This is a genomic window from Reinekea marina (assembly GCF_030409715.1).
GTDB lineage: Bacteria > Pseudomonadota > Gammaproteobacteria > Pseudomonadales > Natronospirillaceae > Reinekea > Reinekea marina.
In genome coordinates, this window is record NZ_JAUFQI010000001.1 from 2,195,262 (window position 1) to 2,218,672 (window position 23,411).

Annotated in this window: 23 protein-coding genes and 3 tRNA genes; 4 read left to right on the top strand and 22 right to left on the bottom strand. The window is 42.9% G+C overall.

The genetic code is table 11. From position 1 onward, the window contains the following. Window positions 1-306 precede the first annotated feature (306 nt). Both QWZ13_RS11855 and QWZ13_RS11860 read left to right on the top strand, forming a co-directional pair. A complete protein-coding gene (locus QWZ13_RS11855; protein WP_290281960.1) occupies window positions 307-750 on the top strand; it encodes a hypothetical protein in 444 nt (147 codons plus the stop codon). Beyond that, window positions 734-1,399 carry an RES family NAD+ phosphorylase gene (locus QWZ13_RS11860; RefSeq protein WP_290281961.1) on the top strand — a complete coding sequence of 222 codons (666 nt, stop codon included), beginning with the start codon at window positions 734-736 and terminating at the stop codon, window positions 1,397-1,399. Before QWZ13_RS11855 ends, QWZ13_RS11860 begins: the two co-directional genes overlap by 17 nt. On the opposite strand, the gene murB is transcribed toward QWZ13_RS11860, so the two are convergent. From murB to QWZ13_RS11905, 9 genes are all read right to left on the bottom strand, one after another. Beyond that, on the bottom strand, window positions 1,396-2,406 hold the full coding sequence (gene murB / locus QWZ13_RS11865) for a UDP-N-acetylmuramate dehydrogenase (protein ID WP_290281962.1): 1,011 nt from the start codon (window positions 2,404-2,406) through the stop codon (window positions 1,396-1,398). The two genes, QWZ13_RS11860 and murB, sit on opposite strands and share 4 nt — an antisense overlap. Continuing rightward, window positions 2,403-2,855: a low molecular weight protein-tyrosine-phosphatase gene (locus tag QWZ13_RS11870; protein WP_290281963.1), complete on the bottom strand. Its 453-nt coding sequence runs from the start codon at window positions 2,853-2,855 to the stop codon at window positions 2,403-2,405. The genes murB and QWZ13_RS11870 overlap by 4 nt, the downstream gene beginning before the upstream one ends. Continuing rightward, window positions 2,852-3,601 carry a 3-deoxy-manno-octulosonate cytidylyltransferase gene (gene kdsB, locus QWZ13_RS11875; protein ID WP_290281964.1) on the bottom strand — a complete coding sequence of 250 codons (750 nt, stop codon included), beginning with the start codon at window positions 3,599-3,601 and terminating at the stop codon, window positions 2,852-2,854. The genes QWZ13_RS11870 and kdsB overlap by 4 nt, the downstream gene beginning before the upstream one ends. Then, window positions 3,567-4,544: a tetraacyldisaccharide 4'-kinase gene (gene lpxK, locus QWZ13_RS11880; RefSeq protein WP_290281965.1), complete on the bottom strand. Its 978-nt coding sequence runs from the start codon at window positions 4,542-4,544 to the stop codon at window positions 3,567-3,569. Before lpxK ends, kdsB begins: the two co-directional genes overlap by 35 nt. 16 nt (window positions 4,545-4,560) lie before the next feature. Beyond that, complete coding sequence (locus QWZ13_RS11885) at window positions 4,561-4,980, bottom strand: ExbD/TolR family protein (protein WP_216001662.1); 420 nt, start codon at window positions 4,978-4,980, stop codon at window positions 4,561-4,563. Beyond that, entirely contained in the window at window positions 4,977-5,564 is a 588-nt protein-coding gene (locus QWZ13_RS11890; RefSeq protein WP_252729235.1) for a MotA/TolQ/ExbB proton channel family protein, read from the bottom strand. Before QWZ13_RS11890 ends, QWZ13_RS11885 begins: the two co-directional genes overlap by 4 nt. A 96-nt stretch (window positions 5,565-5,660) precedes the next feature. Then, a complete protein-coding gene (locus tag QWZ13_RS11895) occupies window positions 5,661-7,853 on the bottom strand; it encodes a ComEC/Rec2 family competence protein (protein WP_290281966.1) in 2,193 nt (730 codons plus the stop codon). Window positions 7,854-7,882: 29 nt separating this feature from the next. Beyond that, window positions 7,883-8,569: an ABC transporter ATP-binding protein gene (locus tag QWZ13_RS11900; RefSeq protein WP_290281967.1), complete on the bottom strand. Its 687-nt coding sequence runs from the start codon at window positions 8,567-8,569 to the stop codon at window positions 7,883-7,885. Further along, window positions 8,559-9,803, bottom strand: a complete 1,245-nt coding sequence (locus tag QWZ13_RS11905) for a lipoprotein-releasing ABC transporter permease subunit (RefSeq protein WP_290283348.1) — start codon at window positions 9,801-9,803, stop codon at window positions 8,559-8,561. Before QWZ13_RS11905 ends, QWZ13_RS11900 begins: the two co-directional genes overlap by 11 nt. A gap of 92 nt (window positions 9,804-9,895) precedes the next feature. On the opposite strand from QWZ13_RS11905, the gene QWZ13_RS11910 reads away from it, so the two are divergent. Beyond that, window positions 9,896-10,447: a PilZ domain-containing protein gene (locus QWZ13_RS11910; RefSeq protein ID WP_290281968.1), complete on the top strand. Its 552-nt coding sequence runs from the start codon at window positions 9,896-9,898 to the stop codon at window positions 10,445-10,447. Between the two features lie 30 nt (window positions 10,448-10,477). On the opposite strand, the gene dinG is transcribed toward QWZ13_RS11910, so the two are convergent. Next, a complete protein-coding gene (gene dinG / locus QWZ13_RS11915) occupies window positions 10,478-12,592 on the bottom strand; it encodes an ATP-dependent DNA helicase DinG (RefSeq protein WP_290281969.1) in 2,115 nt (704 codons plus the stop codon). A 64-nt stretch (window positions 12,593-12,656) separates the two neighbouring features. On the opposite strand from dinG, the gene kdsA reads away from it, so the two are divergent. After that, window positions 12,657-13,502 (top strand): 3-deoxy-8-phosphooctulonate synthase, encoded by an 846-nt coding sequence (gene kdsA, locus QWZ13_RS11920; RefSeq protein WP_216001655.1) that lies wholly within the window; start codon window positions 12,657-12,659, stop codon window positions 13,500-13,502. A 109-nt stretch (window positions 13,503-13,611) separates the two neighbouring features. Here the strand turns inward: kdsA and QWZ13_RS11925 are convergent, their stop codons facing one another. The 12 genes from QWZ13_RS11925 to QWZ13_RS11980 form a co-directional block, all read right to left on the bottom strand. Beyond that, window positions 13,612-14,172 (bottom strand): KdsC family phosphatase, encoded by a 561-nt coding sequence (locus tag QWZ13_RS11925; RefSeq protein ID WP_290281970.1) that lies wholly within the window; start codon window positions 14,170-14,172, stop codon window positions 13,612-13,614. A gap of 5 nt (window positions 14,173-14,177) precedes the next feature. Further along, complete coding sequence (locus QWZ13_RS11930) at window positions 14,178-14,411, bottom strand: hypothetical protein (protein ID WP_290281971.1); 234 nt, start codon at window positions 14,409-14,411, stop codon at window positions 14,178-14,180. Window positions 14,412-14,475: 64 nt separating this feature from the next. Then, window positions 14,476-16,302 carry a SurA N-terminal domain-containing protein gene (locus QWZ13_RS11935; RefSeq protein ID WP_290281972.1) on the bottom strand — a complete coding sequence of 609 codons (1,827 nt, stop codon included), beginning with the start codon at window positions 16,300-16,302 and terminating at the stop codon, window positions 14,476-14,478. Between the two features lie 112 nt (window positions 16,303-16,414). Next, window positions 16,415-16,687 carry an HU family DNA-binding protein gene (locus QWZ13_RS11940; RefSeq protein ID WP_216001651.1) on the bottom strand — a complete coding sequence of 91 codons (273 nt, stop codon included), beginning with the start codon at window positions 16,685-16,687 and terminating at the stop codon, window positions 16,415-16,417. Between the two features lie 159 nt (window positions 16,688-16,846). Continuing rightward, complete coding sequence (lon, locus tag QWZ13_RS11945) at window positions 16,847-19,189, bottom strand: endopeptidase La (protein ID WP_290283349.1); 2,343 nt, start codon at window positions 19,187-19,189, stop codon at window positions 16,847-16,849. Beyond that, a complete protein-coding gene (locus QWZ13_RS11950; RefSeq protein WP_290281973.1) occupies window positions 19,168-19,329 on the bottom strand; it encodes a hypothetical protein in 162 nt (53 codons plus the stop codon). The genes lon and QWZ13_RS11950 overlap by 22 nt, the downstream gene beginning before the upstream one ends. A gap of 35 nt (window positions 19,330-19,364) precedes the next feature. Continuing rightward, window positions 19,365-20,648 (bottom strand): ATP-dependent Clp protease ATP-binding subunit ClpX, encoded by a 1,284-nt coding sequence (gene clpX, locus QWZ13_RS11955; protein ID WP_290281974.1) that lies wholly within the window; start codon window positions 20,646-20,648, stop codon window positions 19,365-19,367. Window positions 20,649-20,757: 109 nt separating this feature from the next. Further along, window positions 20,758-21,390 (bottom strand): ATP-dependent Clp endopeptidase proteolytic subunit ClpP, encoded by a 633-nt coding sequence (gene clpP / locus QWZ13_RS11960; protein WP_216001648.1) that lies wholly within the window; start codon window positions 21,388-21,390, stop codon window positions 20,758-20,760. 113 nt (window positions 21,391-21,503) lie between these two features. Then, window positions 21,504-22,814 (bottom strand): trigger factor, encoded by a 1,311-nt coding sequence (gene tig, locus QWZ13_RS11965; protein ID WP_290281975.1) that lies wholly within the window; start codon window positions 22,812-22,814, stop codon window positions 21,504-21,506. A gap of 154 nt (window positions 22,815-22,968) precedes the next feature. Next, window positions 22,969-23,044, bottom strand: a tRNA-His gene (locus tag QWZ13_RS11970). A 23-nt stretch (window positions 23,045-23,067) separates the two neighbouring features. After that, window positions 23,068-23,144: transfer RNA gene (locus tag QWZ13_RS11975), tRNA-Arg, on the bottom strand. Window positions 23,145-23,180: 36 nt separating this feature from the next. Then, window positions 23,181-23,257: transfer RNA gene (locus QWZ13_RS11980), tRNA-Pro, on the bottom strand. Window positions 23,258-23,411 lie beyond the last annotated feature (154 nt).

The window sequence follows — 23,411 nt, forward strand, 5'->3', positions numbered from 1 at the left end:
TATATCCTGTATTAATTTGATTTTGCTCTAGAGAGCGTTTTTTAGTAAAAACGAATCTCCTACTGACTTATGCACTACAGGACGTAATTTAACAATAAACAACGAATTGGAGCCGATAAACAATAGACGTTCTTTCTAACTGGCGCTCACTTTATACAACTTATATTGTATGTCAACGATTTATTGAAAATATCTAACAGCCCGCCCTATTGCTGGTGCTATTATGCACAGCATGTGCATAAAATGCATATTTGCACCCCACTTTAATATTAGCTACACTACCAACAAAGGTTTAGAGAGCATGTTATGGCCGATTTAGCCCAGCAAACAGATTCAAAATACTATGCCACTCTCAGTGTCGCTCAGCTCGGTAGTGAACACGCCGCCGCGAGTATTCGTTGGATGAAGAACGTTGCTATGGTGCAGTTGCAGCTGAGTGTCGATGAAGCTTTAGAGCTTCTTGGTGGGTTAAAGCGCCGTACTTGGTTCGAATGGGTTAAAAAGGCGGAGTCTCATCAACCCTTGGCTATTAGCCGAGATGTCATGGAGCGTTTCTCATTATTAATTGGCATTTATAAAGCCATGAAGTTAAGTGTTCCCGATGCTCCTAATGCTCTAAACCATTTTTTCAATGAACCTTCTTCGGCTAATTTATTCCAGGGGCAATCTGTAAAGCACTATTTGTTACAGCACGGAACCATGGCAGCACTTTACAATGTAAGGCGGTACTTTGATGCTCAACGTGGATAACTACCCGAAAACAAGACCGTTATGGCAACACTATCGGGTAATCCATTCTCGGTTTCCGCCCAAAAACATGTTTGATACCAATGATCAAGATGCATTTTTGTTGGCTCAAGTAGAATCTAGTACTAACGATCGTTTGTTTAATTGGTCAAATTATATAGCCGCGGAAGATTTTAATAACGGCGATGGTTGGGGCGCACTAATGGCTTCGTTTTGCTACCCAAGAGAAGGCCGATTCAGTACCGATAATAGAGGCGCGTATTATTGCGCTAAAAGCATAGAAACCGCTATTAAGGAGTGGTCTTTTCATACTGCAAAGTTTTGGCACAGCCATGGCTGGACAAATGAAGTCAGTGCAGTTGTACGCAGTTACACTGGCCGAATCGTTGAAAACCTAATAGATGTGCGAGGTGAAGCTAGCCTGCACCACCCTAGTGACTATAGCCAATCAATTTTATTTTCCGATCAAGCCTATCTAAATAAAGCCCATGGCATTGCATATCAGTCTGTTCGGCACCCAGGCAGCGAGTGTTTAGCGCTGTTAAGGCCTACAGCTTCTACCCCAGTGAAGCAATCAGCACATTACACACTCATTTTTAATGGCCAGTCTTTTGAAAGTTACGCGAAGTTAGGCGAGCTCAAAAAACTTTAACGCCAAATACGTGGCTCCATCTCCAATGTAACACCAAATTTTTTATACACTTGTTGTTGTACCCATTTTGCCCACGCTAAAACGGCTTCTCCGTTTGCTTTGTTTGGGTTTACCAGTACCAATGCTTGTTTTGCATAACAACCCACGCCGTCAAGATTGCTCTGCCCTTTTAAACCAACCTGGTCTATTAACCAGCCTGCCGCTAATTTAATGTTGCTTCCAGCAGGGTAATGAACAATATCGGGAAATTGTTTTTCTAAGCTTGAAAAGGAATCAACTGAAATAATTGGGTTTTTAAAAAAACTACCGGCGTTTGGAATGCTAGCTGGGTCAGGTAACTTTTCCGTACGAACAGCAATCACCGAATCGAAAATGAGCTGAACATTCAAGTTAGGATGGTCGGCAAGTGCCTGCAAAGGCCCATAAGTTAAAATTGGCTGCAACTGTTTGCTAAGCTTAAACTGCACCGATGTAATAACAAATCGGCCTTCGTGCTCTTTAAATAAACTGTCACGATAACTAAATTTACAGTCTTCAGCCGTTAAAGTAACAAATTCATTTAATTGAATGTCAAAAGCCGTTACCTGCTCAACTACACTGGCCACTTCGACGCCATAGGCCCCGATATTTTGAACGGGTGCTGCGCCTACCGTCCCAGGGATCAACGCTAAATTCTCTACACCTGAATAGCCTTGAACAACACACCAATTTACGAAAGAATGCCAAATTTCACCACCCTGCACTTCTAACCAAATATAGGAATCGTCTTGTTTAACGATTTCTATGCCAATTAGGCTGTTATGGACAACAACGGCATCAATGTTAGGTGTAAGTACAAGGTTACTGCCGCTGCCTAATACCTTCATAGAACTGCTAATCTGCTGTATTCGCTCAACAAGCAACGGCAAATCACTGCTTGTTGTAAGCTCGTAATACCAACGCGCATTGGCAGTACACCCTAAGGTTGATAATCCAGTTAAATCTTTATTTTCTTCAAGAGTAATCATGTTAACCGATCAATAATCTGTTGAGTGGCGCGTTCACATAAGTCCAGCACAACTTCAAAGCCGTCACCATCACCGTAATATGGATCTGGCACTTCTTGTTGTTCTAGATTGGCGAATGCAAGGTACAAGGATACTTTTGCGTTGGCGTCTTTTGGCTGCATGGCTTTAAGATTGGCTAAGTTGCTGTTGTCCATTGCAAAAATGAAGTCATATTCGTAAAAATCATCAATGACTACTTGCCTAGCACGTAAGTCGCTTAAGTCGTAGCCATGCTTCTTGGCCGTAGCTTGGCTGCGTGAATCTGGCGCTTTGCCTATATGATAAGCTGCGGTTCCGGCGGAATCGACGAAAAGTGGTAGTTTTTGCCGCTCAATTTCATGCGCTAAAATACCATGCGCTGTCGGCGAACGACAAATATTGCCAAGGCACACCATTAAACACTTTTTCATAAGGCTTGCTCTTTAAACAGTTGAATTACGTTGTGCAGATCTTCTTCTGTATCGACTCCGATTGGAATGGTCACTCTGGCCTTCTGGGCAATAATTTTATGACCATTTTCTAGAAACCGTAATTGCTCTAGCTTCTCCAAAGCCTCTAACGAACTTTCTGGGTAGGTAACAAAGGCATCTAAAGCCGACTTTCGATATGCATAAACGCCAACATGGCGCTTCAACATTTCTGATGGAGTACGCGAATTATCTCGATCAAAAGGAATATTGGCGCGTGAAAAATAAAGTACTTGGTCGTTCAAGGCTTGCACAAGTTTCACGGCATTTGGGTTATCTAAGCCATCCGTCAAACTGATATCTTCATATAAGGTAGACACAGCCATGTCGCTATTTTGTTCGAGTAAATCGCTCACCTGTTTTAAGTTTTCATTCGGCATTAGTGGCTCATCACCTTGTAAATTAATGATGATATCTTCAGCGTTTAACTTCAGTTTATTAGCCGCCTCATGAAGGCGATCGGTCCCACAAATGTGATCGTCACGCGTCATAATGGCTTTATAACCATGCTCTTCAACAACATTTGCAATACGAACATCATCTGTTGCCACAGCAATAATATCGGCACTCTTCGGATCTACAGCTTCGCAAACACGAATAATCATCGGCTTGCCCAAAATATCCTTAAGTGGCTTACCTGGCAATCGGCTTGAACTATAGCGAGCGGGAATGATGACGGCTTTTTTCATCTACTTTATCTCTTACTAATGCGAGCAATTGCTCATCGAATGAATGGGGCAATGTAAATAACAGCGGTGCAACATAAACATGGGGGTAGTCGGCTATGTTTAACTTCACCGCGTCTTTTTCGGTAATTACCACGGGCGTATTTGCTTTCAATTCTTTCTCAGGAATTACGGCGTGATCGGTTAAAAATACAGAACTACTCACCTCATAGCCCAGTTGTTGTACTGAAGTTAGAAAGCTATCTCCATTCCCAATGGCCGTTACCAATCTTATAGGCCGCTGAAATGAGAGTTCTTCACCTACACTGTTTTTTGGGGGGCCTAACGTGGGAATGGCATGAGCATCTATTTGAATAGGCAGGTCACAAACCCCCTTACTGACTATAAAATCTACCTTACTTAAGCGGCTCGACTGTTCACGTAACGGACCAAGTGGTAGCAAATGACCATTGCCCAAGCCCCTAATGCCGTCGAGCATCACCAGCTCAATATCGCGTGCCATATTATAATGTTGTAAGCCATCATCGCTAATGACTAAATCTACCTCAAACTCAGAAAGTAAGCGTTGAACGGCTTCGTGCCTATTAGGGGATACAACAACAGGAATATTTAACGATTCACTTAATAATTTGGGCTCATCTCCGCAAACAGAGGCTGGTACAGCCTTAGAGACAGTTAACGGGTATTGGTCGCATTTACCACCATAGCCTCGGCTTACAACACCTACTTTAATAGAATGCTTTTTACACAGTTGTACAAGGTATTGAATCATCGGCGTTTTGCCTGTACCGCCAACGGTGATGTTACCGACAACTAATACTGGCGCGCGATACCCTTCTAAGCGACGGTTTTTGCGCCGTTGGCGGGTTATTCTGTTAACTAAAACAACCCATGGCTGCAATAAAAAGGCGAACCACGGTAATTTAGAGCGATACCAAAAGTCCATTAGCCCACCCTTTTAGTTATTCCGCGCTTTGAGTTTGTGTCGTAATACTCACTTTATTAAAGCCCTGTTGCGCAACGGCGTCTAGTGCGTGAATAAAGGATTGGTGAGGCGCGGCGGCATCGGCGGTTATAACAATGGCCCGCTCTACATCTCCACCCGAAACCTGTTCTAAGGCTTGTTTTAGCGATTCGATGTCGTGCTTAATTAACACCTGCCCATTAACAGCATAAGTACCGGTACGGTCTACTAATACTTCTATTAAGCCGGTGTTTTCAGCAGAAGCTTCCGATTGGCTCTCAGGCAAGGTTATCTGCAACTGGGTTTCACGGGTAAACGTAGTGGTTACCATAAAAAATATCAGCAGTAGAAAAACGACATCAATCAACGGGGTTAAGTTGACCGATACCTCTTCTTGTCTTGATCGTCGAAATCTCATTTCTTATCTTTCGCTGTATCGGCATGAATTGCATCGACTAATTTAGTGCTGTCTTGCTCCATAAGCACTAACAGTTCATCTACCTTACGAGTTAATGATCGATGAAATGCAACGGCCGGGATAGCAACTGAAAGCCCTGCAGCGGTTGTAATTAATGCTTTAGAGATACCGCCGGCTAACACCGCCGTATTGCCCGTACCTTGCAACATAATGTCAGAAAACACATCAACCATACCCAATACCGTACCTAACAGCCCCATAAGCGGAGATATAGCGGCAATAGTACCGAGCGTACTTAAGAATTTTTCCATTTCATGAGCAGCGTGGTTTCCGGCTTCTTGAATAGCGTCTTTCATCGCTTCTCGACCATGTTTAGAGGTACGAAGCCCTGCCGCTAGAACAAACCCAAAAAGACTACTTTGAGCCAGCTCTTTAATTTTTGTGGAGTCTAGTTCGTGATTTTTAATCCACAACCAAACCTGTGGTAACTGGTCTTTTGGTCTTACTTTAGAAACGCGTAATGTCCAGTAACGCTCTACAATTATGGCCATTGCAATCACCGAACTGAGTAAAATGGGCAGCATTAACAACCCGCCAGCCTTTATTATTTCAAACACAATGAATATCTCCTATAAAGTGGCCATACTTTAACATAGGAAATTTCAAAAAAAGTAGTAAAATCAATAAATAAGGCGTTTTCTGAACGCCGATTCGTAAGATTTTATGTGAATATCAACCTGTGTCACAAAAACATCCAATGTGCCTCTTTTTGCGGTATTTGCTAACGCAATTTTCTCTGATTCAAACCAAGAACGTATTGCGGTTGCTGGCCAACTGCCACGAGCCATATCAGCCCCACTGTTTACAAAAAACGCTTCTTTATTCGCCTTTAGCCAGTCGGTCGCACTACTCGATGCACTGCCATGATGACCGAGCACAACGACATCAAATGGCAGCAGTTGCGGGTAAGCCTGCATTAGAAAATATTCAACGTTTTTCCCTGCGTCCCCCGTTAAAATAATTCGTTTACCTACATGCTCAATCACAAGCACACAGGATTGATCATTATCGTTTTTCTGCAGGTTATAGGGCACCGGAATAAAAAATGAATGATCGTTTACAAATGGCGCATCATGGCAATTCTCAGAAGGAATGGGCAATAAGCCAGGTTGACCGCCAAATAGTTTGGCCGAAGGGTGCTGCTCTAAAACATCTAACACGCCCGCAGAATGGTCACTGTCTGAATGAGAAACGATCAATGCGTCGATATTTGGTACTAGCGATGATAATTTACGAGCGTAAATACTGTCTTCTTGGCCTATTCGTCCTCCTGTATCAAATAGTACGGTGCCACTGGGTGTTTTTATCAGTACGGCCAATCCGTGACCAACATCAAAAAATCGTAACACTACATTAGTATTGGGTTGTTGATTAAGTTTAATAGGATTAATAACCGCCACTGGCCACACAGCCAATGCAGACAAACTAAAAAGCCATATTATTTTTTTCTCTGGCTGCCAAACCAAAAACAAAACCAACAACACAATGCTTAACGCTATATATGCGTAAAGTGTATTCCCTTCAACGCCAAAAGTAGCCGATTGCTTCATCAGGTCTAAACTACGTTCAGCAAACCATTCAAACACCCCTACCAATAGGGATGGCTGCCATAGCATTAAAATGGCCAGCGGAAAAATCACAAAAGTGATAAATGGACTAGCAAGTAGGTTTATAAAAAAACCCAAAGCATTAAAAGAAAGGCCATAAAAGTAGCTCCAAAATAAAGATAGCAAGCTCATCAACAGCTGAAACAAAAACAAAGCCGTAATCTTTGAAACATTCGCAAACAGTTGCCAACGAATCGCTACAATAATCAACAATACCGACCCAAAGCTAAGCCAGTTGCCAATACTCAGCCAAGTTTGCGGATACAACAGTAATACAATGATTGCAGCCATCAGAATGCTACGATACGCCGACAACTTTACACTCAGTACCACGCACACTAATGGTACCAATGCCATTATTAATGCGCGTAATGCGGGTATGGGCCAACCAATAAAAGCCACATAACTCGTTGTAAGAACAAACACTCCAGCGTAACGTATTTCTAATGGTAAACGATACATAGGCGACAATACCCAACCTATTCCAAAACATAATCCGTGGGCAATTAACGCAATAATTCCAATATGAAACCCACTCACTACGAACATGTGGGCTAACTGATTACTGGCCAAAAGTGCTTTTAACTCGGCGCTCATTGCTGAAGACCAGCCTAAAACCAATGCCGCCCACAACTGTTGGTGGCTTTCATCAGAAAAGTACGGTTGGGCTTTGCGATTTAATTGAAACATCAAACGATCGTTAATATAACTTCGCTCTAGCTTTACCAACGATACTTTTGCATCTATTTTTTGAGAAAAATAATATTGATCGGCATTAAATTGCCCTGGTAACAATTGTCCAAATGGCTGCTTCACTCTAAAAATGCCAACGATACACAACCCCGGCGAGTTAACGAGTTCAAACTTAGCGCCAATGGCGGCAGATACTCGGCGTAATTTTAGTTCATCTGGCTGCGATACAATAAATGCATTACCTAGCATTACATCGTCATAGTGTTTAAAGATAGAGTCAGCACAAATAGTTAGCTCAAATTGATCGTGCTGATATTGAATCGGCAAGGTATGTGTCGATTGCACCTGTAACGTAGCAATGCAAATACTGCCAAAAGCGATAATGCTTAACGCACATCGGATAGAAACCAGTTGCCCAGTAATAGATAAAAAAATGAGATAGGAGGCCGCCCAAACTATACCGTAGTGAAACCACAGCCATGGAATTAGCAACAACCCAGCGTACGCAAACATCCTTGTTCACCATAGCCAGTTTATTAGTATTAGGTCACCTTTTCTAAATGACCTTTCGATAACTTAAATTGTATCGGTATGTGGTTTGCCCAGTCTTGGTTGTGCGTCACAATTACAAAGCTTGCATTAAACTGTTCGTTTAATGATTCGATCAACTTTTGGGCCTGCTCAGAGCTGACTTCATCTAAATTACCAGTAGGCTCATCCATTAACACCACGGCCGGCTTGTTAATCAAGGCTCTTGCTATCGCTACTCGCTGACGCTCACCTCCAGAAAGTTCACCAGGGCGGTGACGCATTCTGTCTCCTAACCCCACACTGCTTAGCAAATGCTCAGCATACTGACGAGATTCCGCACTCACCTTGCCAACAATCCGGCACGGCATCAATACGTTATCGAGCGCTGAAAACTCAGGCAGTAAATGATGAAACTGAAACACGAAACCCATGTGTTTATTGCGGGCTTTGGCTTTGGCTTTATCCGATAAATTGGCCAAATTCTCCCCGGCCATTAATACTTCGCCTTGGCTGGGTTCGTCTAAACCGGCCAACAAATTTAACAAGGTTGTTTTACCCGATCCACTGGTGCCAACTATGCTGGCCATTTCACCCGCTGAAATATCAAATGAAATGTTTTTCAACACATCAATCGATTCGTGTCCTAGTTTGAAAGAGCGCGATACCGACTGACACGACAAAACAGAATTAGGATTCATAACGCAGCACCTCCGCTGGTGAAATTCGAGAAGCACGCCAAGCTGGATAAATAGTAGACAAAGCCGCTATAACAAAAGCACTGATCGACACAGTATAAATATCGCCCACCTGTAGCTGAGATGGTATGTAACTGATGAAATAAACGTTTGCGTTTAGAAACTCAATATTAAATGCGCTTTCTATCCAGGCAATTATATCGGCAATGGTTAATGCCCCTAAAATGCCTAAAAGTGTACCGACTACAATGCCCAACGCGCCAATGACAGTACCCTGAACAATGAATATTCCCATTACTTGGCTACGAGTTGCGCCAATAGTACGAAGTACCGCAATTTCGCCTTGCTTATCGGTCACTAGCATCACTAAGCTCGATACTATGTTAAACCCGGCCACAGCAATGACCATAAACAGCAACAGTCCCACCATTCGCTTTTCCATTTGGATGGCTTGGAATAAGTTGCCTTGAGTCACACTCCAGTCGCTCACTCGGTAATACCCTTCGAGTGATTGACCGGCCTCTTTGGCTATTGAACGAGCTTTGAATAAATCATCAACCTTCAGCTGAATGCCATCAACAGCGTTGCCGTATTGCAATACCTTGGCTAGGTCATTTAAATTAAACACAGCCAAAGACTGATCAACTTCGGCACCTACTTTAAAAATACCAGAAACTGTAAACCGCTTGAATCGGGGTTGAATACCCGCAATATTGACCGATAATTGAGGCACCAGTACGGTAATTTTATCACCAACATAAGCTCCAATTGAACGTGCGAGGTTATCGCCTAATATCACGTTAAATTCACCTTCGGCCAAATTTTCGATATCACCTTCCAGTAAATGATTAGGTAATATAGAAACCGTAGACACAGTACTGGGCTCTATACCACTGAGCAAAGCGCCTTTAGTTTGTCGGCTACCTACAAGCATGCCTTGCGTTTGAACATAAGCTGAAGCCCCTAAAACTCTTGGGTGTTCTAAAGCAATTGCCCTAACCTGTTCGGCATTAGTCATTTCACCAGGCTGTGAAATAGTGGCGTGTGGCACCATGCCTAAAATTCGTGTGCGTAATTCTCTATCGAAGCCATTCATCACCGAAAGCACGATAATCAACACGGCGACACCTAAGGTAAGGCCAATCATAGAAACAGCAGAGATAAACGAAATAAAGTGATTTCGTCGTTTCGCACGTATATAGCGCAACCCAATATACAGCGGTAAGCTTTGAAACATACAGATATCCAAAATTTGCGGCAAGTCGCCACTATATTGACTACAATGGCATAATTAGATTCATTTTACATAACAATGACAACGAGCCCAATATGCCTGACGTTTCCAATGATAACCGCGATTCTTTTCGAGTAGACATGAATGCCGTGGTACAGCTTAAACCGGTTGATGAAGACACCGTCAATGGCTCAGATTGCTTCCCAGAATTGATCACCCTTTCAATGATGATGGAAGCCAACCATATCGATACTGAAATCAATGCACTGAGTGAACGAATTAAAGATTTATCTGTTCAGAAAACACTCAAGTTAATGCAAAAGAAAATAGATTTAACCTTGAAAGCTCAAGAAATTGAAAAGGTTCAAAACTTTGGATTAAAGCCGCAACCTTTAAACATTGGTGAAGGCGGTTGTTCGTTTTCCAGTAACGCTAGCGTGAACATTGGAGACCGAGTGGCTTTAGCGATTATTCAAAGTTCGCATTTTTTCACCTTTTTTCCAATTGCTCATGTAGTTGAAATTACGCAGAGCGATACTAACCCTCAGTTGCATTTAGCGTTTGAAAAGCTAACAGAGTCAGACAATACCATTTTAATGCAGCAGCTGTTTAAAATTCAAACATCCCAACCGCGTTCAGAATCTTAATTAGAACCTGTAAACGCAAACAAACAGGCTTTATTCAATTTCCCAACGGTAACTGGGTAATGAACGCATGACACTCTTTCCATAGCGTTTTTCAATTATCCGGCGATCCATAAACCAAATGGTGCCAGTATCATTTTCATTACGAACTAAACGCCCACACGCTTGCACCAATCGAATAATGGCTGATGGCAACGTCACTAACTGAAAAGGATTGAGCCGTTTTTGCTCTAACCACTGCGAGAGTGTTGCCGTAATCGGGTCATCTGGTGTACCAAAAGGCAATTTAGCTATCACTAAATGTGTTAAATAGTTACCGGGTAAATCTACCCCTTCGGCTAAGCTGGCCAACCCAAACAACGTAGAACCGGCCCCACCCTCCAAACGTTCCTTGTGGTGACTGATGAGCATTGATTTTGGAAGGTCGTCTTGTAAGGTAACAATTTTCTGCCATTCTTCACTTAAGCCTTCATAGGTTTCATGCATTTGAGCACGTGATGAAAACAGCACCAGGTTACCGGTTTCTTTAGGCAATTGCGTTTCAATGAGTTCGATTATAGACGCGGTGTGCTCAGTCTTTTTAGCTGCATCAACAGCAATCGCCGGTATTTTAGCGGTTACTGCATTTTGGTAATCAAACGGACTATCTACTCGCAGTACATCCGAGTCATCTTTTAGACCGGCTTGATTCAAAAAGCGATCGAATTTACCCTCAATAGTGAGTGTGGCAGACGTGACAATGGCCGCGCTGCAACGATTCCACAAATAACTTCTTAAAACATGATTCGCCGATACTGGGCTGGTATTTAAGACTAAATCTTGGTTTTCTGGGGTGTCTAACCGTTCAACCCAACGTGCTATTGGGGCGTAATCGGGTGAGTCTTCTTGCAACCAATTTGAAACTAGAGTCTTTGCTGGCTCCATTCGTTGAAGCCAACGTCCAACCACGGGCATGGCGTTTTGAAGGTGGTCTTTTTCTTCAATATCTTGCGCAGAGGCTAACCGTTTTCGAATATTCTCTTCTAAAGCAACAATCGCTAGAAATAGCTGAGTAAATGGGTGATTCAACGGTTCTAATATGGCTGAAAATTCTTCTATTTGCTCAGGTTGCAGTAATGTTAACGTATTGTTGTCTCTATCTAGGCGGTGATACCAAGGCTGCAATGCCTGCCAAGCAAATGCCAAGTGCTGGTGAGCGGCGCTCAGCTCATCAACAACCTGATCGAGTAAGTACTCCGATTTCTCACCATAATTCAACTCTAAACGCAGCTTAGGCACTTGCTTCTTCCACTGCTCGAATTGGTTCAACATATACTTAGCCGTCAGTTGACTGGCAAAATGCATCAGGGCTTTATCGGGTAAATGGTGACCTTCATCAAAAATATAAATCGTGTCCTCGGGTGCCGGTAAAATTGCACCGCCACCGAGGGATAAATCGGCCATCACTAAATCGTGGTTGGCGATGATTACATCGGCTTCTTCTAGCTCGTTTCTAGCCTCAAAGAATGGGCAATTCTGAAAATGCGGACAACGTCTATTCAAACATTCACGGTGCGTCGATGTTAGGGTTTGCCAAATTTTATCATCCACTTTCTCTGGCAACTGATCCCGATCACCACTCCATGCACCTCGACCAAAATCGGTCATAAGTTCATTGTATATATTTAATGTGGCCTCATCGGCTTCCATAGTCTCTTCAAACAAAGACATCGCCACCACAGTGCCGCTGTAGAACTGAATCAGCTGCTCCAGTTTGTGTGTGCACAAATAGCGACCGCGGCCTTTTGCGAGCACCGCTTTAAACTTTAAATTGGTATTCTTTTCTATATCCGGGATGTCTTTATTGACGACCTGCTCTTGCAACGCCACTGTCGCGGTGGCGATAACCAATTTCTTTTCAAAAGCTTGAGCCATAGGAATAGCACTTAAAGCATAGCCGACGGTTTTACCGGTACCAGTACCGGCTTCAATAACCGCTATTGGCGCTTGACCAATTTTATTGCCCTCGCTATCGACTTCCATTCGCGACAAACTGCGGGCTATCTGAGCCAGCATGTGTTTTTGTCCGTAACGAGATTTAAGCTCGCGAGCGTCAAGATAGTGTGAATATGCCGATTGAATGGTCGATTTTACAGTGTCAGTTAACATTTAAACTTGGTTTCGGTGAGAAGGCGGCTACAATAGCCTACTTTCTAATTAAGAGGAATATTTGATGCAACAACGAGTCGTTTCAATTGGTGATATAGCCTGCGGTAATGATCAACCTTTTACCCTATTTGGCGGAATAAACGTACTAGAGAGCCGAGACTTAGCCTTACGCGCGGCAGAATCTTACGTAAATGTCACCGAAAGCTTGAATATTCCTTATGTGTTTAAAGCCAGCTTCGACAAAGCGAACCGTAGCTCAATTAATAGCTTTAGAGGCCCAGGCTTAGAAGAAGGCCTGAAAATTCTTCAAGAAATCAAAGAAACCTACAATGTGCCTATTATCACGGACATTCACGAGCCATATCAAGCTCAACCGGCTGCTGAAGTGGTTGATATTATTCAGTTACCCGCATTTTTGTCGCGCCAGACCGATTTAGTATCTGCTATGGCGAAAACCAAAGCCATTATCAACATTAAAAAAGCACAATTCCTAGCCCCACATGAAATGCAGCATATTTTGAATAAATTCCAAGAGGCTGGTAACGACAAACTTATCTTATGTGAGCGCGGCACCAGCTTTGGTTACAATAACCTGGTTGTCGATATGTTGGGTTTCGGCATCATGAAAGAAACGGGGTTCCCTGTAATATTCGATGTAACCCACGCCCTTCAAAAGCCAGGCGGACGAACAGATTCAGCCGATGGTCGTCGCAGCCAAGTAACCGATCTAGCAAAAGCTGGAATGTCTCAAAAGATTGCCGGTTTATTCTTAGAAGCGCACCCAGACCCAACCAAAGCCAAATGTGACGGCCCGTCGGCTCTCCCATTAGATATGCTTAAGCCTTTCTTAGAACAAGTAAAAGCCATTGATGATGTGACGAAATCGCTGCCAGATATTATTACTGGGTAATCAGTGCTCCTTTCATTCTAACTCAAACCGAGGTACTGCAGCACGGGGTCATCCCATGTTTGCAGAACCTCAGAGTGTGCAAACTTACTAAAGCTAAAGCGTTGGTTTTCTATATCGTTCTTTTGCGTTCAAAATCGGCCGACATAGATTTTTCGTAAGCTAATTTGTATTTGCCTTGAGCTTTCAAAAGAAGGTCACATACATGACGTGCTACACCTTCACCGCCCTTCTTGGGCACAATGTAATCAACATTTTCAAGTACGTAATCGTATGCATCACTCGGACACATAGACACCCCAACAACGTTGATGGCAGGAATATCGACCATATCGTCGCCTACAAAAGCTACTTCTTCTAATGGTAATCCCAGTTTCGAAGCCAATTCAGTCACTTTGTTTTGTTTATTTTTAACACCCGGAAAGTAATACTTAATACCCAACTCACTAATACGCTTTGCCACCATTTTAGAATCTTTTGCAGTAACAATGGCAACTTGAATACCCATATCAGACAATAACTTTAGGCCAACACCATCACGAACGTGAAACACCTTGATAGCTTCACCTTGTTCGGTGTAATACAGTTTACCATCTGTTAAAACACCATCGACATCAAATACGACTAACGACAGTTTGGACAGTTTTTTATTTAGCTCGCTTGAAATTTCCATTACGTTTACCCAAAGAGATCAAAGTTAGGACCTTCAGCATCGGCATCCGTATTGAGCCAATTTGCAGGTTTACTAAAGGTTTGTTCAATTTGCCGCTGAAGCGTAGCAGACAGCTTTTTTTTGCCGTCACAATAAGCAGCGGCATGTTCTTCTGATATTCCTAAACAATGGGCGAACTCGATCGAACTGATCATGTTTTCGTCTAAAATTTCTTGTAATTTTTTAACTTGCTCTGTCATTGTTTACTCCAATGAAAAAGGCTGCAAATGCAGCCTTTATTAAACACCGAATGTACTTGGTATTCTACTGTCGGACTTTAATGTCTGCAGCCGCTCGTGCCGCGTTGAACACTACTTGATACTGGCTGTTGCTAGATGCTTGTTCTAGCCAGCTTGCTGCACTAGCAATATCAGCTTCCGTAACTTCACCATCAATTACGTTAGTGACAGCAACGGCATACGCTTCATTACCTTGCACGGCAGAACCAAAACTGATTGTTTCTGGTTTCGGCAAACTGAATGCTGTTTCAACAACATCAACAGGCAAGTCTGATTGATTGCGATCAATACCATTCGCCAAGGTCCAAGCACTTATGTCAGCACCTTCAGAAGCTGCAGACTCAGCCGCGGCTGCCATTAACTCAACTGACTTCTCAGCTGTTAACTGCGCAACGATCGTTTCTTTCACAGACTCTAATGGCTCTACTTGCTCTGCAACATAGTCAGATTTTTGAACCACCACTAAATCGCCATTAGCGAGTGTGGCGACATCACTGATTACACCATCTACCGTTACTTGATCAGAAAACGCAATGGCTTGGAAAGCAGATTCAGACATTAACGGGTTTACTGTAGAACGAGTTAACCAATCTGTATTCTGAACATCGACAAAAAATGCACTGGCAACATCTTCAATGTTGTCATTCGCATAAGCTTCATCCGCTAATTGAGATTCTAATAATATGAGTTCGTCTCGTGCTTTGCGGTCACGAACGTCTGCTTCTAAATCTGCCTTCATTTCTGCGAAGGGTTTAGCTTGTTCAGATTTTATAGAATCTAAACGAATGATATGAGTACCGTATTGAGTTTCTACCAAACCAGACAGTTGCCCTGCTTCGGTTAAAGCACTCGCCGCTTCATTAAATTCAGCAACAAATACACCGTCGACTAAAACACCTAAAGAACCGCCAAATTCCGCACTGCCAGGATCATCTGAAAGTTCTTTTGCCATTGCAGAAAAGTCTTCACCTTCATTTAATCGATCTAATGCAGATTGCGCCGCAGCTTGGTTGTCTTCTTTTTCAGCAAATAAGATATGCGAAATTTCACGTTCTGAACTTGAGCTAACCGAAGCTACATAAGATTCATATGCACTCTGTAAATCTTCGTCAGTTACAATAGCTTGCTCAGCAATTGATTCTTTTGAAAGCACAACGTACTTCAGCTTAACCTTTTCTTCACTCATGAATAGGTTACTGTTTTCATCGTAAAAAGTTTGAATTTCTTCGTCGGTTAACTCTACGTCGCTTTCGAAATCTGCAGCAACAAACGTTTTATAAGCCACATCGCGCATTTGCTTATCGAGCTTCGCTAATTGCAGAGCTGATTCCTCAATATTAAACGCACTGCCAAATACACCGGCCTGGAACTGGCTTAGGGCATTGCTTTTTTGCTCACGAGCAATAAAAGTTTGATGGGTATAACCAGAACTTGAAAGTACTCGAAGGTAGGTGTTTTGATCGAATACACCATTCACTTGAAAGGCTTCTACACTGCCAAGCGACTCAAGTATTTGCTGTTCTGAAATTTCAAACCCCATGTTTGATGCTAATTGAGATTGAATTTCTTGGTTTACTAAATTGCTCACCACTTGATTGCGTAAAAATGGCGAGTTACTTAATTGTGCCGCCGCCTCAGCACCATATTGCTGTGCTAATTCTTGTTGGCGCGTGTTTAGCATAATTTGATATTCCGCTTCGGAAATATCTTGTCCGTTTACGGTAGCAGGTGAAGAATTACCCGCGATCGACATAATTGATTCGGCACCAAATAATACAAATGTGATTACAACGAGACCAACGATAATCTTACCGGGAGTGCCCTTTGCGGAGTTACGAAAGGTATCGAGCATTTAATTTCCAACCTGGCTCTAAAGCTTGAAGTAAATAAAAAAAAAGCGCATCTCACGACACGCTGTTATCCAATAATTTGGAGTGGTGAGCACATAGGCTCACCGAACAATCTTAGTTAACTGCGTCTTTTAAAGCTTTACCAGCTTTGAAGCTAGGCACAGTGGCCGCAGCAATTTGGATTGGATCGCCAGTTTGTGGGTTACGGCCAGTACGTGCAGCACGCTCTTTCACAGAAAAAGTACCAAAACCAACTAAAACAACTTGATCACCTTCTTTCAATGCACCAGTGATTGACTCAACCATTGCATCTAATGCACGACCAGCAGCAGCTTTTGAAAGATCCGCAGACGCAGCAACTGCATCAATTAATTCAGACTTATTCACACTATTCCCCTTTACTTTGTTTTATTAATACCAAAGTGATCATATCACCAAAAATATTTCTATTTTTAGCGTCAACAACCCTTTGTTAATGTTTTTTATAATTTCACACTAAATCCAACGCCAATTTATACCAGCCTGCAAAAACTAAAGTCAAGCCGATTAGTGCGTACTTAGGCTGGTTTCTGGGTGGTTTTTAGCTTTTTGTTTAGAAATTGCGGCCTCGACCTCATCATCTGTCAATGGTTTTGGCTTTGACTCTAACGCAATGTCTAAAACTTGATCAATCCATGAAACGGGTCGAATATCGAGCTCGTTCTTAATATTATCAGGAATTTCCTTCAAATCGCGAACGTTTTCTTCAGGGATCACAACTGTCGTGATCCCGCCTCGATGTGCGGCCAACAGTTTCTCTTTTAAACCACCGATAGGCAACACCTGACCGCGCAATGCAATTTCACCGGTCATAGCCACGTCTGCACGCACAGGGATGCGCGTCAGCACCGATACAAGCGCCGTACACATACCTACCCCTGCCGAGGGTCCATCTTTCGGTGTAGCACCCTCAGGGACGTGTATGTGAATGTCTTGCGTTTCATGGAAATTAGGTAAGATACCTAAACCTTGGGCACGAGAACGAACAACCGTCATCGCAGCCTGAATGGATTCTTTCATTACATCCCCTAAAGAACCCGTTCTCAATACAGAACCTTTACCTGCAACTGACGTCGCTTCTAAATTTAATAGCTCTCCGCCAACAGAAGTCCAGGCTAAACCAGTCACCATACCTACTTGGTTTTCTTTATCTGCCATGCCGTATTTAAACTTAATGACGCCAGCATAGGGCTCAAGATCATCTAATGATATGGTTGTGTTAGATTTATCTTTCTCTAACAAGTGCTCCATTACCACCTTACGGCAAATTTTAGCCAGCTCTCGCTCTAACCCTCGCACACCGGCTTCACGCGTGTAGTGGCGGATTAACCCAAGAATAGTGTCATCAGAAACAGTTAATTCATTTGGTTTAAGGCCGTTTGCTTCGATTTGCTTAGGCAATAAGTAACGCTTAGCAATATTGAGCTTTTCATCTTCGGTATAACCAGGAATGCGAATAACTTCCATTCGATCTAATAACGGACCCGGAATGTTCATGCTGTTTGAAGTACACACAAACATAACATCGGATAAATCGTAATCGACTTCCAGATAATGATCATTGAACGTATGGTTTTGCTCAGGATCTAACACTTCTAGCAAAGCTGACGCTGGGTCACCTCGATGATCCATGCCCATTTTATCTATCTCATCGAGCAAAAATAATGGGTTCTTTACACCAGCCTTACTGAGTTTTTGAACGACTTTACCAGGCATAGAGCCAATATATGTACGGCGGTGACCACGAATCTCCGACTCATCACGAACACCACCTAGCGCCATACGAACGTATTTTCGATTCGTTGCTTTTGCAATAGACTGACCAAGCGAAGTTTTACCCACACCAGGAGGGCCCACAAGGCACAATACAGGGCCTTTCACCTTTTTAACTCGCTGTTGAACGGCTAAGTATTCTAAAATGCGCTCTTTCACTTCTTCCAAGCCGTAATGATCCGATTCTAAAACGTCTTTAGCTTTAGATAAATCGTGACGAACCCGAGATCGCTTAGACCATGGTACACCTAACATCCAATCTAAATAGTTACGAACAACTGAAGCTTCAGCCGACATTGGCGACATCATTTTGAGCTTATTAAGCTCACTCATTGCCTTGTCTTTGGCTTCTTTCGGCATGCCCGATTCATCAATCTTTCGCGTCAGCTCTTCTACTTCATTGGCGTTGTTTTCATCCAAGTCGCCTAATTCTTTTTGAATCGCCTTTATTTGCTCATTCAAATAGTACTCGCGCTGAGACTTCTCCATTTGCTTTTTAACGCGCCCACGGATTCGCTTTTCAACTTCGAGTAAGTCTATTTCGGCTTCTAAAAGTGATAATAGATGCTCAATACGCGCCCGTTCGGAAGCAACTTCAAGAACTTTTTGCTTTTCTTCTACCTTTAAAGATAAATGAGATGCAATGGTGTCTGCTAACCGGCCCGGCTCTTCAATATTATTTAAAGAAGTCGACACTTCTGCAGGCACTTTTTTACTTAATTGAACATATTTATCAAATTGGGATAACAAAATACGGACTAAAGATTCTTGCTCACGATCTGAGAGCGCATTTGTCTCTAGGCTATCAGCCTGGGCAAGCAAGTATTCACCGTTGTCTTCAATTTTATCAATAGACACACGCTGCTGCCCTTCTACCAGCACTTTAACGGTGCCATCGGGCAGTCTCAATAGCTGCAGAACCGTTGCCAATGTACCAATTTCATATAAATCGGCATTAAGAGGGTCGTCGTCTTTGGCATTTTTCTGCGCCACTAATAATATTTTTTTGTCGCTATCCATTGCTACTTGCAATGCTTCTATCGACTTTTGGCGTCCTACAAACAGTGGAATAACCATATGCGGGTACACAACAACGTCGCGTAGCGGCAGTAATGGCAATGCCAATGTATCTGAAAGGTGTGCGTCTTCTTGCGCCATGTAAACCTCAAAACAGTAACTAGTCTGCCACTGTATTGCGGCAAACCTAAATATATCAATAGCTTAGAATAAAAAAAACGGGCTATAGCCCGTTTTAATCAGATGCACCGCCAGCCGATTTGGGGGTTTCTTGAGTCTCATAAATTAATAAAGGTTCAGACTCCCCTTTAATAACTGACTCATCGATAACCACTTTGGTCACCCCTTTTTCAGATGGAATACGATACATCGAATCTAGCAACACATTTTCAATGATAGAACGCAATCCACGCGCGCCTGTTTTACGCTCCATTGCCTGCTTGGCAACCGCACGCAAAGCACTTTCACGGAAGTCTAATTCTACCGACTCCATCTCAAACAATTTTTGATATTGCTTAACGAGCGAATTTTTCGGTTTGGTTAGAATTTGCATTAATGCTTCTTCATCAAGCTCACGTAACGTGGCTAAAACAGGCAAGCGACCTATGAATTCGGGAATAAGACCATACTTAACGAGATCTTCTGGCTCTACTTCCGAAATTACCGATCCTAACTCACGCTCGTCTTTACTCTTAACCGATGCATTAAAGCCAATACCGCCCTTTTCAGCACGCTGGCTAATCACCTTTTCCAAGCCCGCAAATGCACCACCGCAAATAAACAATACGTTTGACGTATCGACTTGCAAAAACTCTTGCTGTGGATGCTTACGACCACCTTGAGGCGGTACAGAGGCAACGGTGCCTTCGATGAGCTTTAATAATGCCTGCTGAACACCCTCACCCGATACATCGCGAGTAATCGAAGGATTGTCCGACTTACGTGAAATCTTATCAATTTCATCAATATAGACAATGCCACGCTGAGCTTTGTCGACATCGTAGTCACATTTTTGCAACAATTTTTGAATAATATTCTCTACGTCTTCGCCCACATAACCTGCTTCGGTTAAAGTTGTGGCATCGGCAATGGTAAACGGAACGTTTAATAATCGCGCTAACGTATCGGCCAACAAAGTTTTACCGCTGCCTGTTGGACCAATTAACAATATGTTCGACTTACTGAGCTCAACATCTGAACTGCCTTCACCGTAATGCAGCCGCTTGTAGTGGTTATACACAGCAACCGACAAGACCTTCTTAGCTCGGTCTTGACCAATCACGTATTCATCAAGCGTTTCGCGTAATTCTGCAGGCGTCGGTAAAGTTGCACTTTCACTTTTCGGTGCCGCTTCTTGTAATTCTTCACGAATAATGTCATTACACAAATCAACACATTCATCACAAATAAAAACCGAAGGCCCTGCAATTAACTTACGGACTTCGTGCTGGCTTTTTCCGCAGAAAGAGCAATACAACAATTTGCCATCGTCGCCCTTTCTGGTTTTATCCTCAGCCATTTAATTACTCCAATACCTATTTCTTAAAATTAAAGATGTATCCACCTTCAAATAAAAGCAAGTTTTTGACTGCACTATTATGTACCAATTCGTTAACTTGCCCTAATAATTAGTTACGGTCTGATATAACCTTATCAATTAGACCATATTCTACTGCTTCATTTGCCGTCAAGAAGTTATCTCTATCAGTATCTTTCTCAACTTCTTCTAATGGTCTACCAGTATGATAGGCCATAATTTCGTTCAAACGCTGTTTCATTGAAAGAATTTCTTTGGCATGAATCTCAATATCGGTCGCCTGACCTTGATACCCACCTAGAGGCTGGTGAATCATCATACGAGAATTTGGCAAACAGTAGCGCTTACCTTTAGTACCGCCCGCTAACAATAATGCACCCATACTGGCTGCCTGCCCGATGCACATTGTGCTTACGTCAGGTTTTATAAACTGCATGGTGTCATAAATAGCCATACCTGCCGTAACAGAACCGCCTGGCGAGTTAATGTACAAGTGAATGTCTTTATCTGGGTTTTCACTTTCAAGGAACAACAGCTGAGCAACAATTAGGTTGGCCATATAGTCTTCAACTTGACCCACAATAAATATGACATTTTCTTTTAGCAAACGCGAATAGATGTCGAAAGAGCGTTCACCGCGAGAAGTCTGCTCAATGACCATAGGCACTAGGCCACCCGCATTTTGAATCTCGCTTGCTAATCCTGTTTTAGGATCAAAAGACATTGTCTGACTCCTTGGTTTTTTATTAGAACAAAAAAAAGTTGGCCTTCTCATCGAAGCGCCAACTTTTATTGTAGTCGTTAAAATCGAATACTGTTACACAAAATTACTAAAAATTAGCCTTGTGCCGCATTTGATTTAATAGCGTCTTCGTAACCAACTTTAACATCAGTTACTTTCGATTCAGCCAATATATGGTCGATCGCCGCGTTTTCAACTACAACCGCCTTAACTTGATTCAACATTTCAGCATTATTGTTGTAATACTCAATAACCTGAGCTGGATCTTGGTAAACAGACGCTTGCTCTTCGATGTACGCTTTAACCAAAGCATCGTCCGCTTTAATTTCAGCTTTATTCACGATTTCATTCATGATTAAGCCAACTTTAGTGCGACGCTCTGCTTGATCTTGGAATAATTCGTTAGGCAATGTGTTTGGATCCATATCCGCACCACCACCAAACTGCTGCATAGCCTGCTGCTTCAAACGACCAATTTCATCGTCAACCAACGCTTTTGGTACGTCTAAAGTGTTCACTTCTAGAAGCTTGTCAATAACGTCGTTCTTTAACTTACCTTGCAACGCGTTTTTCGCTTCACGCTCCATGTTAGATCGAACTTCAACGCGGAAAGCGTCTACGTCTTTAACGTCTGCACCGAACGCTGCAAAGAACTCTTCGTTCATTTCAGGCAGTTCTGCTTCAGCAACTTCATGAACCGTAATGTCGAACTGAGCGGCTTTACCGGCTAATTCTTTATTGCCGTAATCTTCAGGGAACGTTACGTCGATCGTTTTGGTTTCGCCAGCTTTCATGCCTTCAATACCTGATTCGAAACCAGGGATCATTTGGCCAGAACCTAAAGTAACAGATTGACCTTCAGCGCTGCCGCCTTCGAACAATTCGCCGTCTACTTTACCAGCGAAATCGATTTTAACGCGATCGCCTTCTTTGCTCTTGCGCTTAACTTCTTTGTAGTTAGCACGTTGCTTTTGTAGGTTCTCTAGCATGGTTTCAACATCAGCGTCTGTAATTTCAGCAACTGACTTTTCAAATTCAAAACCATCGAAACCGGCTAATTCGATTTCAGGGAATACTTCAAATGTTGCAATAAACTCAACATCTTCACCCGCAACATCTTTAGTGAACTCAATGTTCGGGTTGCCGGCTGGCATTACTTTCTCTTCTGTAATTGCCTTGAAGTAATGGTTACGAACCACTTCTTCTAAAACTTCAGCTCGAATACCCGCGCCGAAACGCTGCTTTACTACAGACACAGGTACTTTGCCTGGTCGAAAGCCATCGATACGAACACGACGAGCGGTTTCTTTAACTTTAGTATTTACGGCTGTGTCGACTTCGCTCGCTGGTACACCGACGGTCATGCGGCGCTCAAGACCACTTGTCGTCTCGATAGAAACTTGCATGAGGCTTCCTCTTAACTCTAGGTAATTGGTAAAAAATTGGGGCTGATACTCTAAGGATGGAACACCTTATAATCAAGCCCTAATACGCTTATTGATCACATTATGGTTAAAAAACCAAAAAAAAAGGCCGTCAAGACGGCCTTTTTAAAAAATATGGGGTGGACGATGGGGATCGAACCCACGACCACCGGAATCACAATCCGGGGCTCTACCAACTGAGCTACGCCCACCATATTGTTACGTTGTTGGATACTGGCACGCCCGGCAGGACTCGAACCTGCAACCACTCCCTTAGAAGGGGAGTGCTCTATCCAGTTGAGCTACGAGCGCAAACCTTGCCCGCCCTACGGGCCACCTTTGCGAAATTGGTCGGAGCAGAGGGATTCGAACCCCCGACCCTCTGGTCCCAAACCAGATGCGCTACCAAACTGCGCTATGCTCCGTTCGCTACGTGTCCGTCAACGTGGCGCGCATATTAATGATACCCTTCCAGTTCGTCAAACACTTTTTTAAAAAAATGTTAAAAAACAATGTGATAGCTCACTTTGTGAACGAGTATAAGATACTTTCTACCCACTTCCTGCAATTTCATACAGT

Excerpts from the sequence above, each read along its gene's own strand:
- QWZ13_RS11910 (WP_290281968.1), top strand. The coding sequence starts at position 9,896 with ATGCCTGACGTTTCCAATGATAACCGCGATTCTTTTCGAGTAGACATG.
- dinG (WP_290281969.1), bottom strand. The coding sequence starts at position 12,592 with ATGTTAACTGACACTGTAAAATCGACCATTCAATCGGCATATTCACAC.
- clpP (WP_216001648.1), bottom strand. The coding sequence starts at position 21,390 with ATGTCTTTTGATCCTAAAACAGGATTAGCAAGCGAGATTCAAAATGCG.
- QWZ13_RS11905 (WP_290283348.1), bottom strand. The coding sequence starts at position 9,803 with ATGTTTCAAAGCTTACCGCTGTATATTGGGTTGCGCTATATACGTGCG.
- QWZ13_RS11870 (WP_290281963.1), bottom strand. The coding sequence starts at position 2,855 with ATGAAAAAGTGTTTAATGGTGTGCCTTGGCAATATTTGTCGTTCGCCG.
- QWZ13_RS11895 (WP_290281966.1), bottom strand. The coding sequence starts at position 7,853 with ATGTTTGCGTACGCTGGGTTGTTGCTAATTCCATGGCTGTGGTTTCAC.
- kdsA (WP_216001655.1), top strand. The coding sequence starts at position 12,657 with ATGCAACAACGAGTCGTTTCAATTGGTGATATAGCCTGCGGTAATGAT.
- QWZ13_RS11890 (WP_252729235.1), bottom strand. The coding sequence starts at position 5,564 with ATGCTGCCCATTTTACTCAGTTCGGTGATTGCAATGGCCATAATTGTA.
- QWZ13_RS11925 (WP_290281970.1), bottom strand. The coding sequence starts at position 14,172 with ATGGAAATTTCAAGCGAGCTAAATAAAAAACTGTCCAAACTGTCGTTA.
- QWZ13_RS11930 (WP_290281971.1), bottom strand. The coding sequence starts at position 14,411 with ATGACAGAGCAAGTTAAAAAATTACAAGAAATTTTAGACGAAAACATG.
- QWZ13_RS11855 (WP_290281960.1), top strand. The coding sequence starts at position 307 with ATGGCCGATTTAGCCCAGCAAACAGATTCAAAATACTATGCCACTCTC.
- kdsB (WP_290281964.1), bottom strand. The coding sequence starts at position 3,601 with ATGAAAAAAGCCGTCATCATTCCCGCTCGCTATAGTTCAAGCCGATTG.
- lpxK (WP_290281965.1), bottom strand. The coding sequence starts at position 4,544 with ATGGACTTTTGGTATCGCTCTAAATTACCGTGGTTCGCCTTTTTATTG.
- clpX (WP_290281974.1), bottom strand. The coding sequence starts at position 20,648 with ATGGCTGAGGATAAAACCAGAAAGGGCGACGATGGCAAATTGTTGTAT.
- QWZ13_RS11860 (WP_290281961.1), top strand. The coding sequence starts at position 734 with ATGCTCAACGTGGATAACTACCCGAAAACAAGACCGTTATGGCAACAC.
- lon (WP_290283349.1), bottom strand. The coding sequence starts at position 19,189 with ATGGTTATTCCACTGTTTGTAGGACGCCAAAAGTCGATAGAAGCATTG.
- QWZ13_RS11935 (WP_290281972.1), bottom strand. The coding sequence starts at position 16,302 with ATGCTCGATACCTTTCGTAACTCCGCAAAGGGCACTCCCGGTAAGATT.
- murB (WP_290281962.1), bottom strand. The coding sequence starts at position 2,406 with ATGATTACTCTTGAAGAAAATAAAGATTTAACTGGATTATCAACCTTA.
- QWZ13_RS11900 (WP_290281967.1), bottom strand. The coding sequence starts at position 8,569 with ATGAATCCTAATTCTGTTTTGTCGTGTCAGTCGGTATCGCGCTCTTTC.
- tig (WP_290281975.1), bottom strand. The coding sequence starts at position 22,814 with ATGCAAGTTTCTATCGAGACGACAAGTGGTCTTGAGCGCCGCATGACC.
- QWZ13_RS11885 (WP_216001662.1), bottom strand. The coding sequence starts at position 4,980 with ATGAGATTTCGACGATCAAGACAAGAAGAGGTATCGGTCAACTTAACC.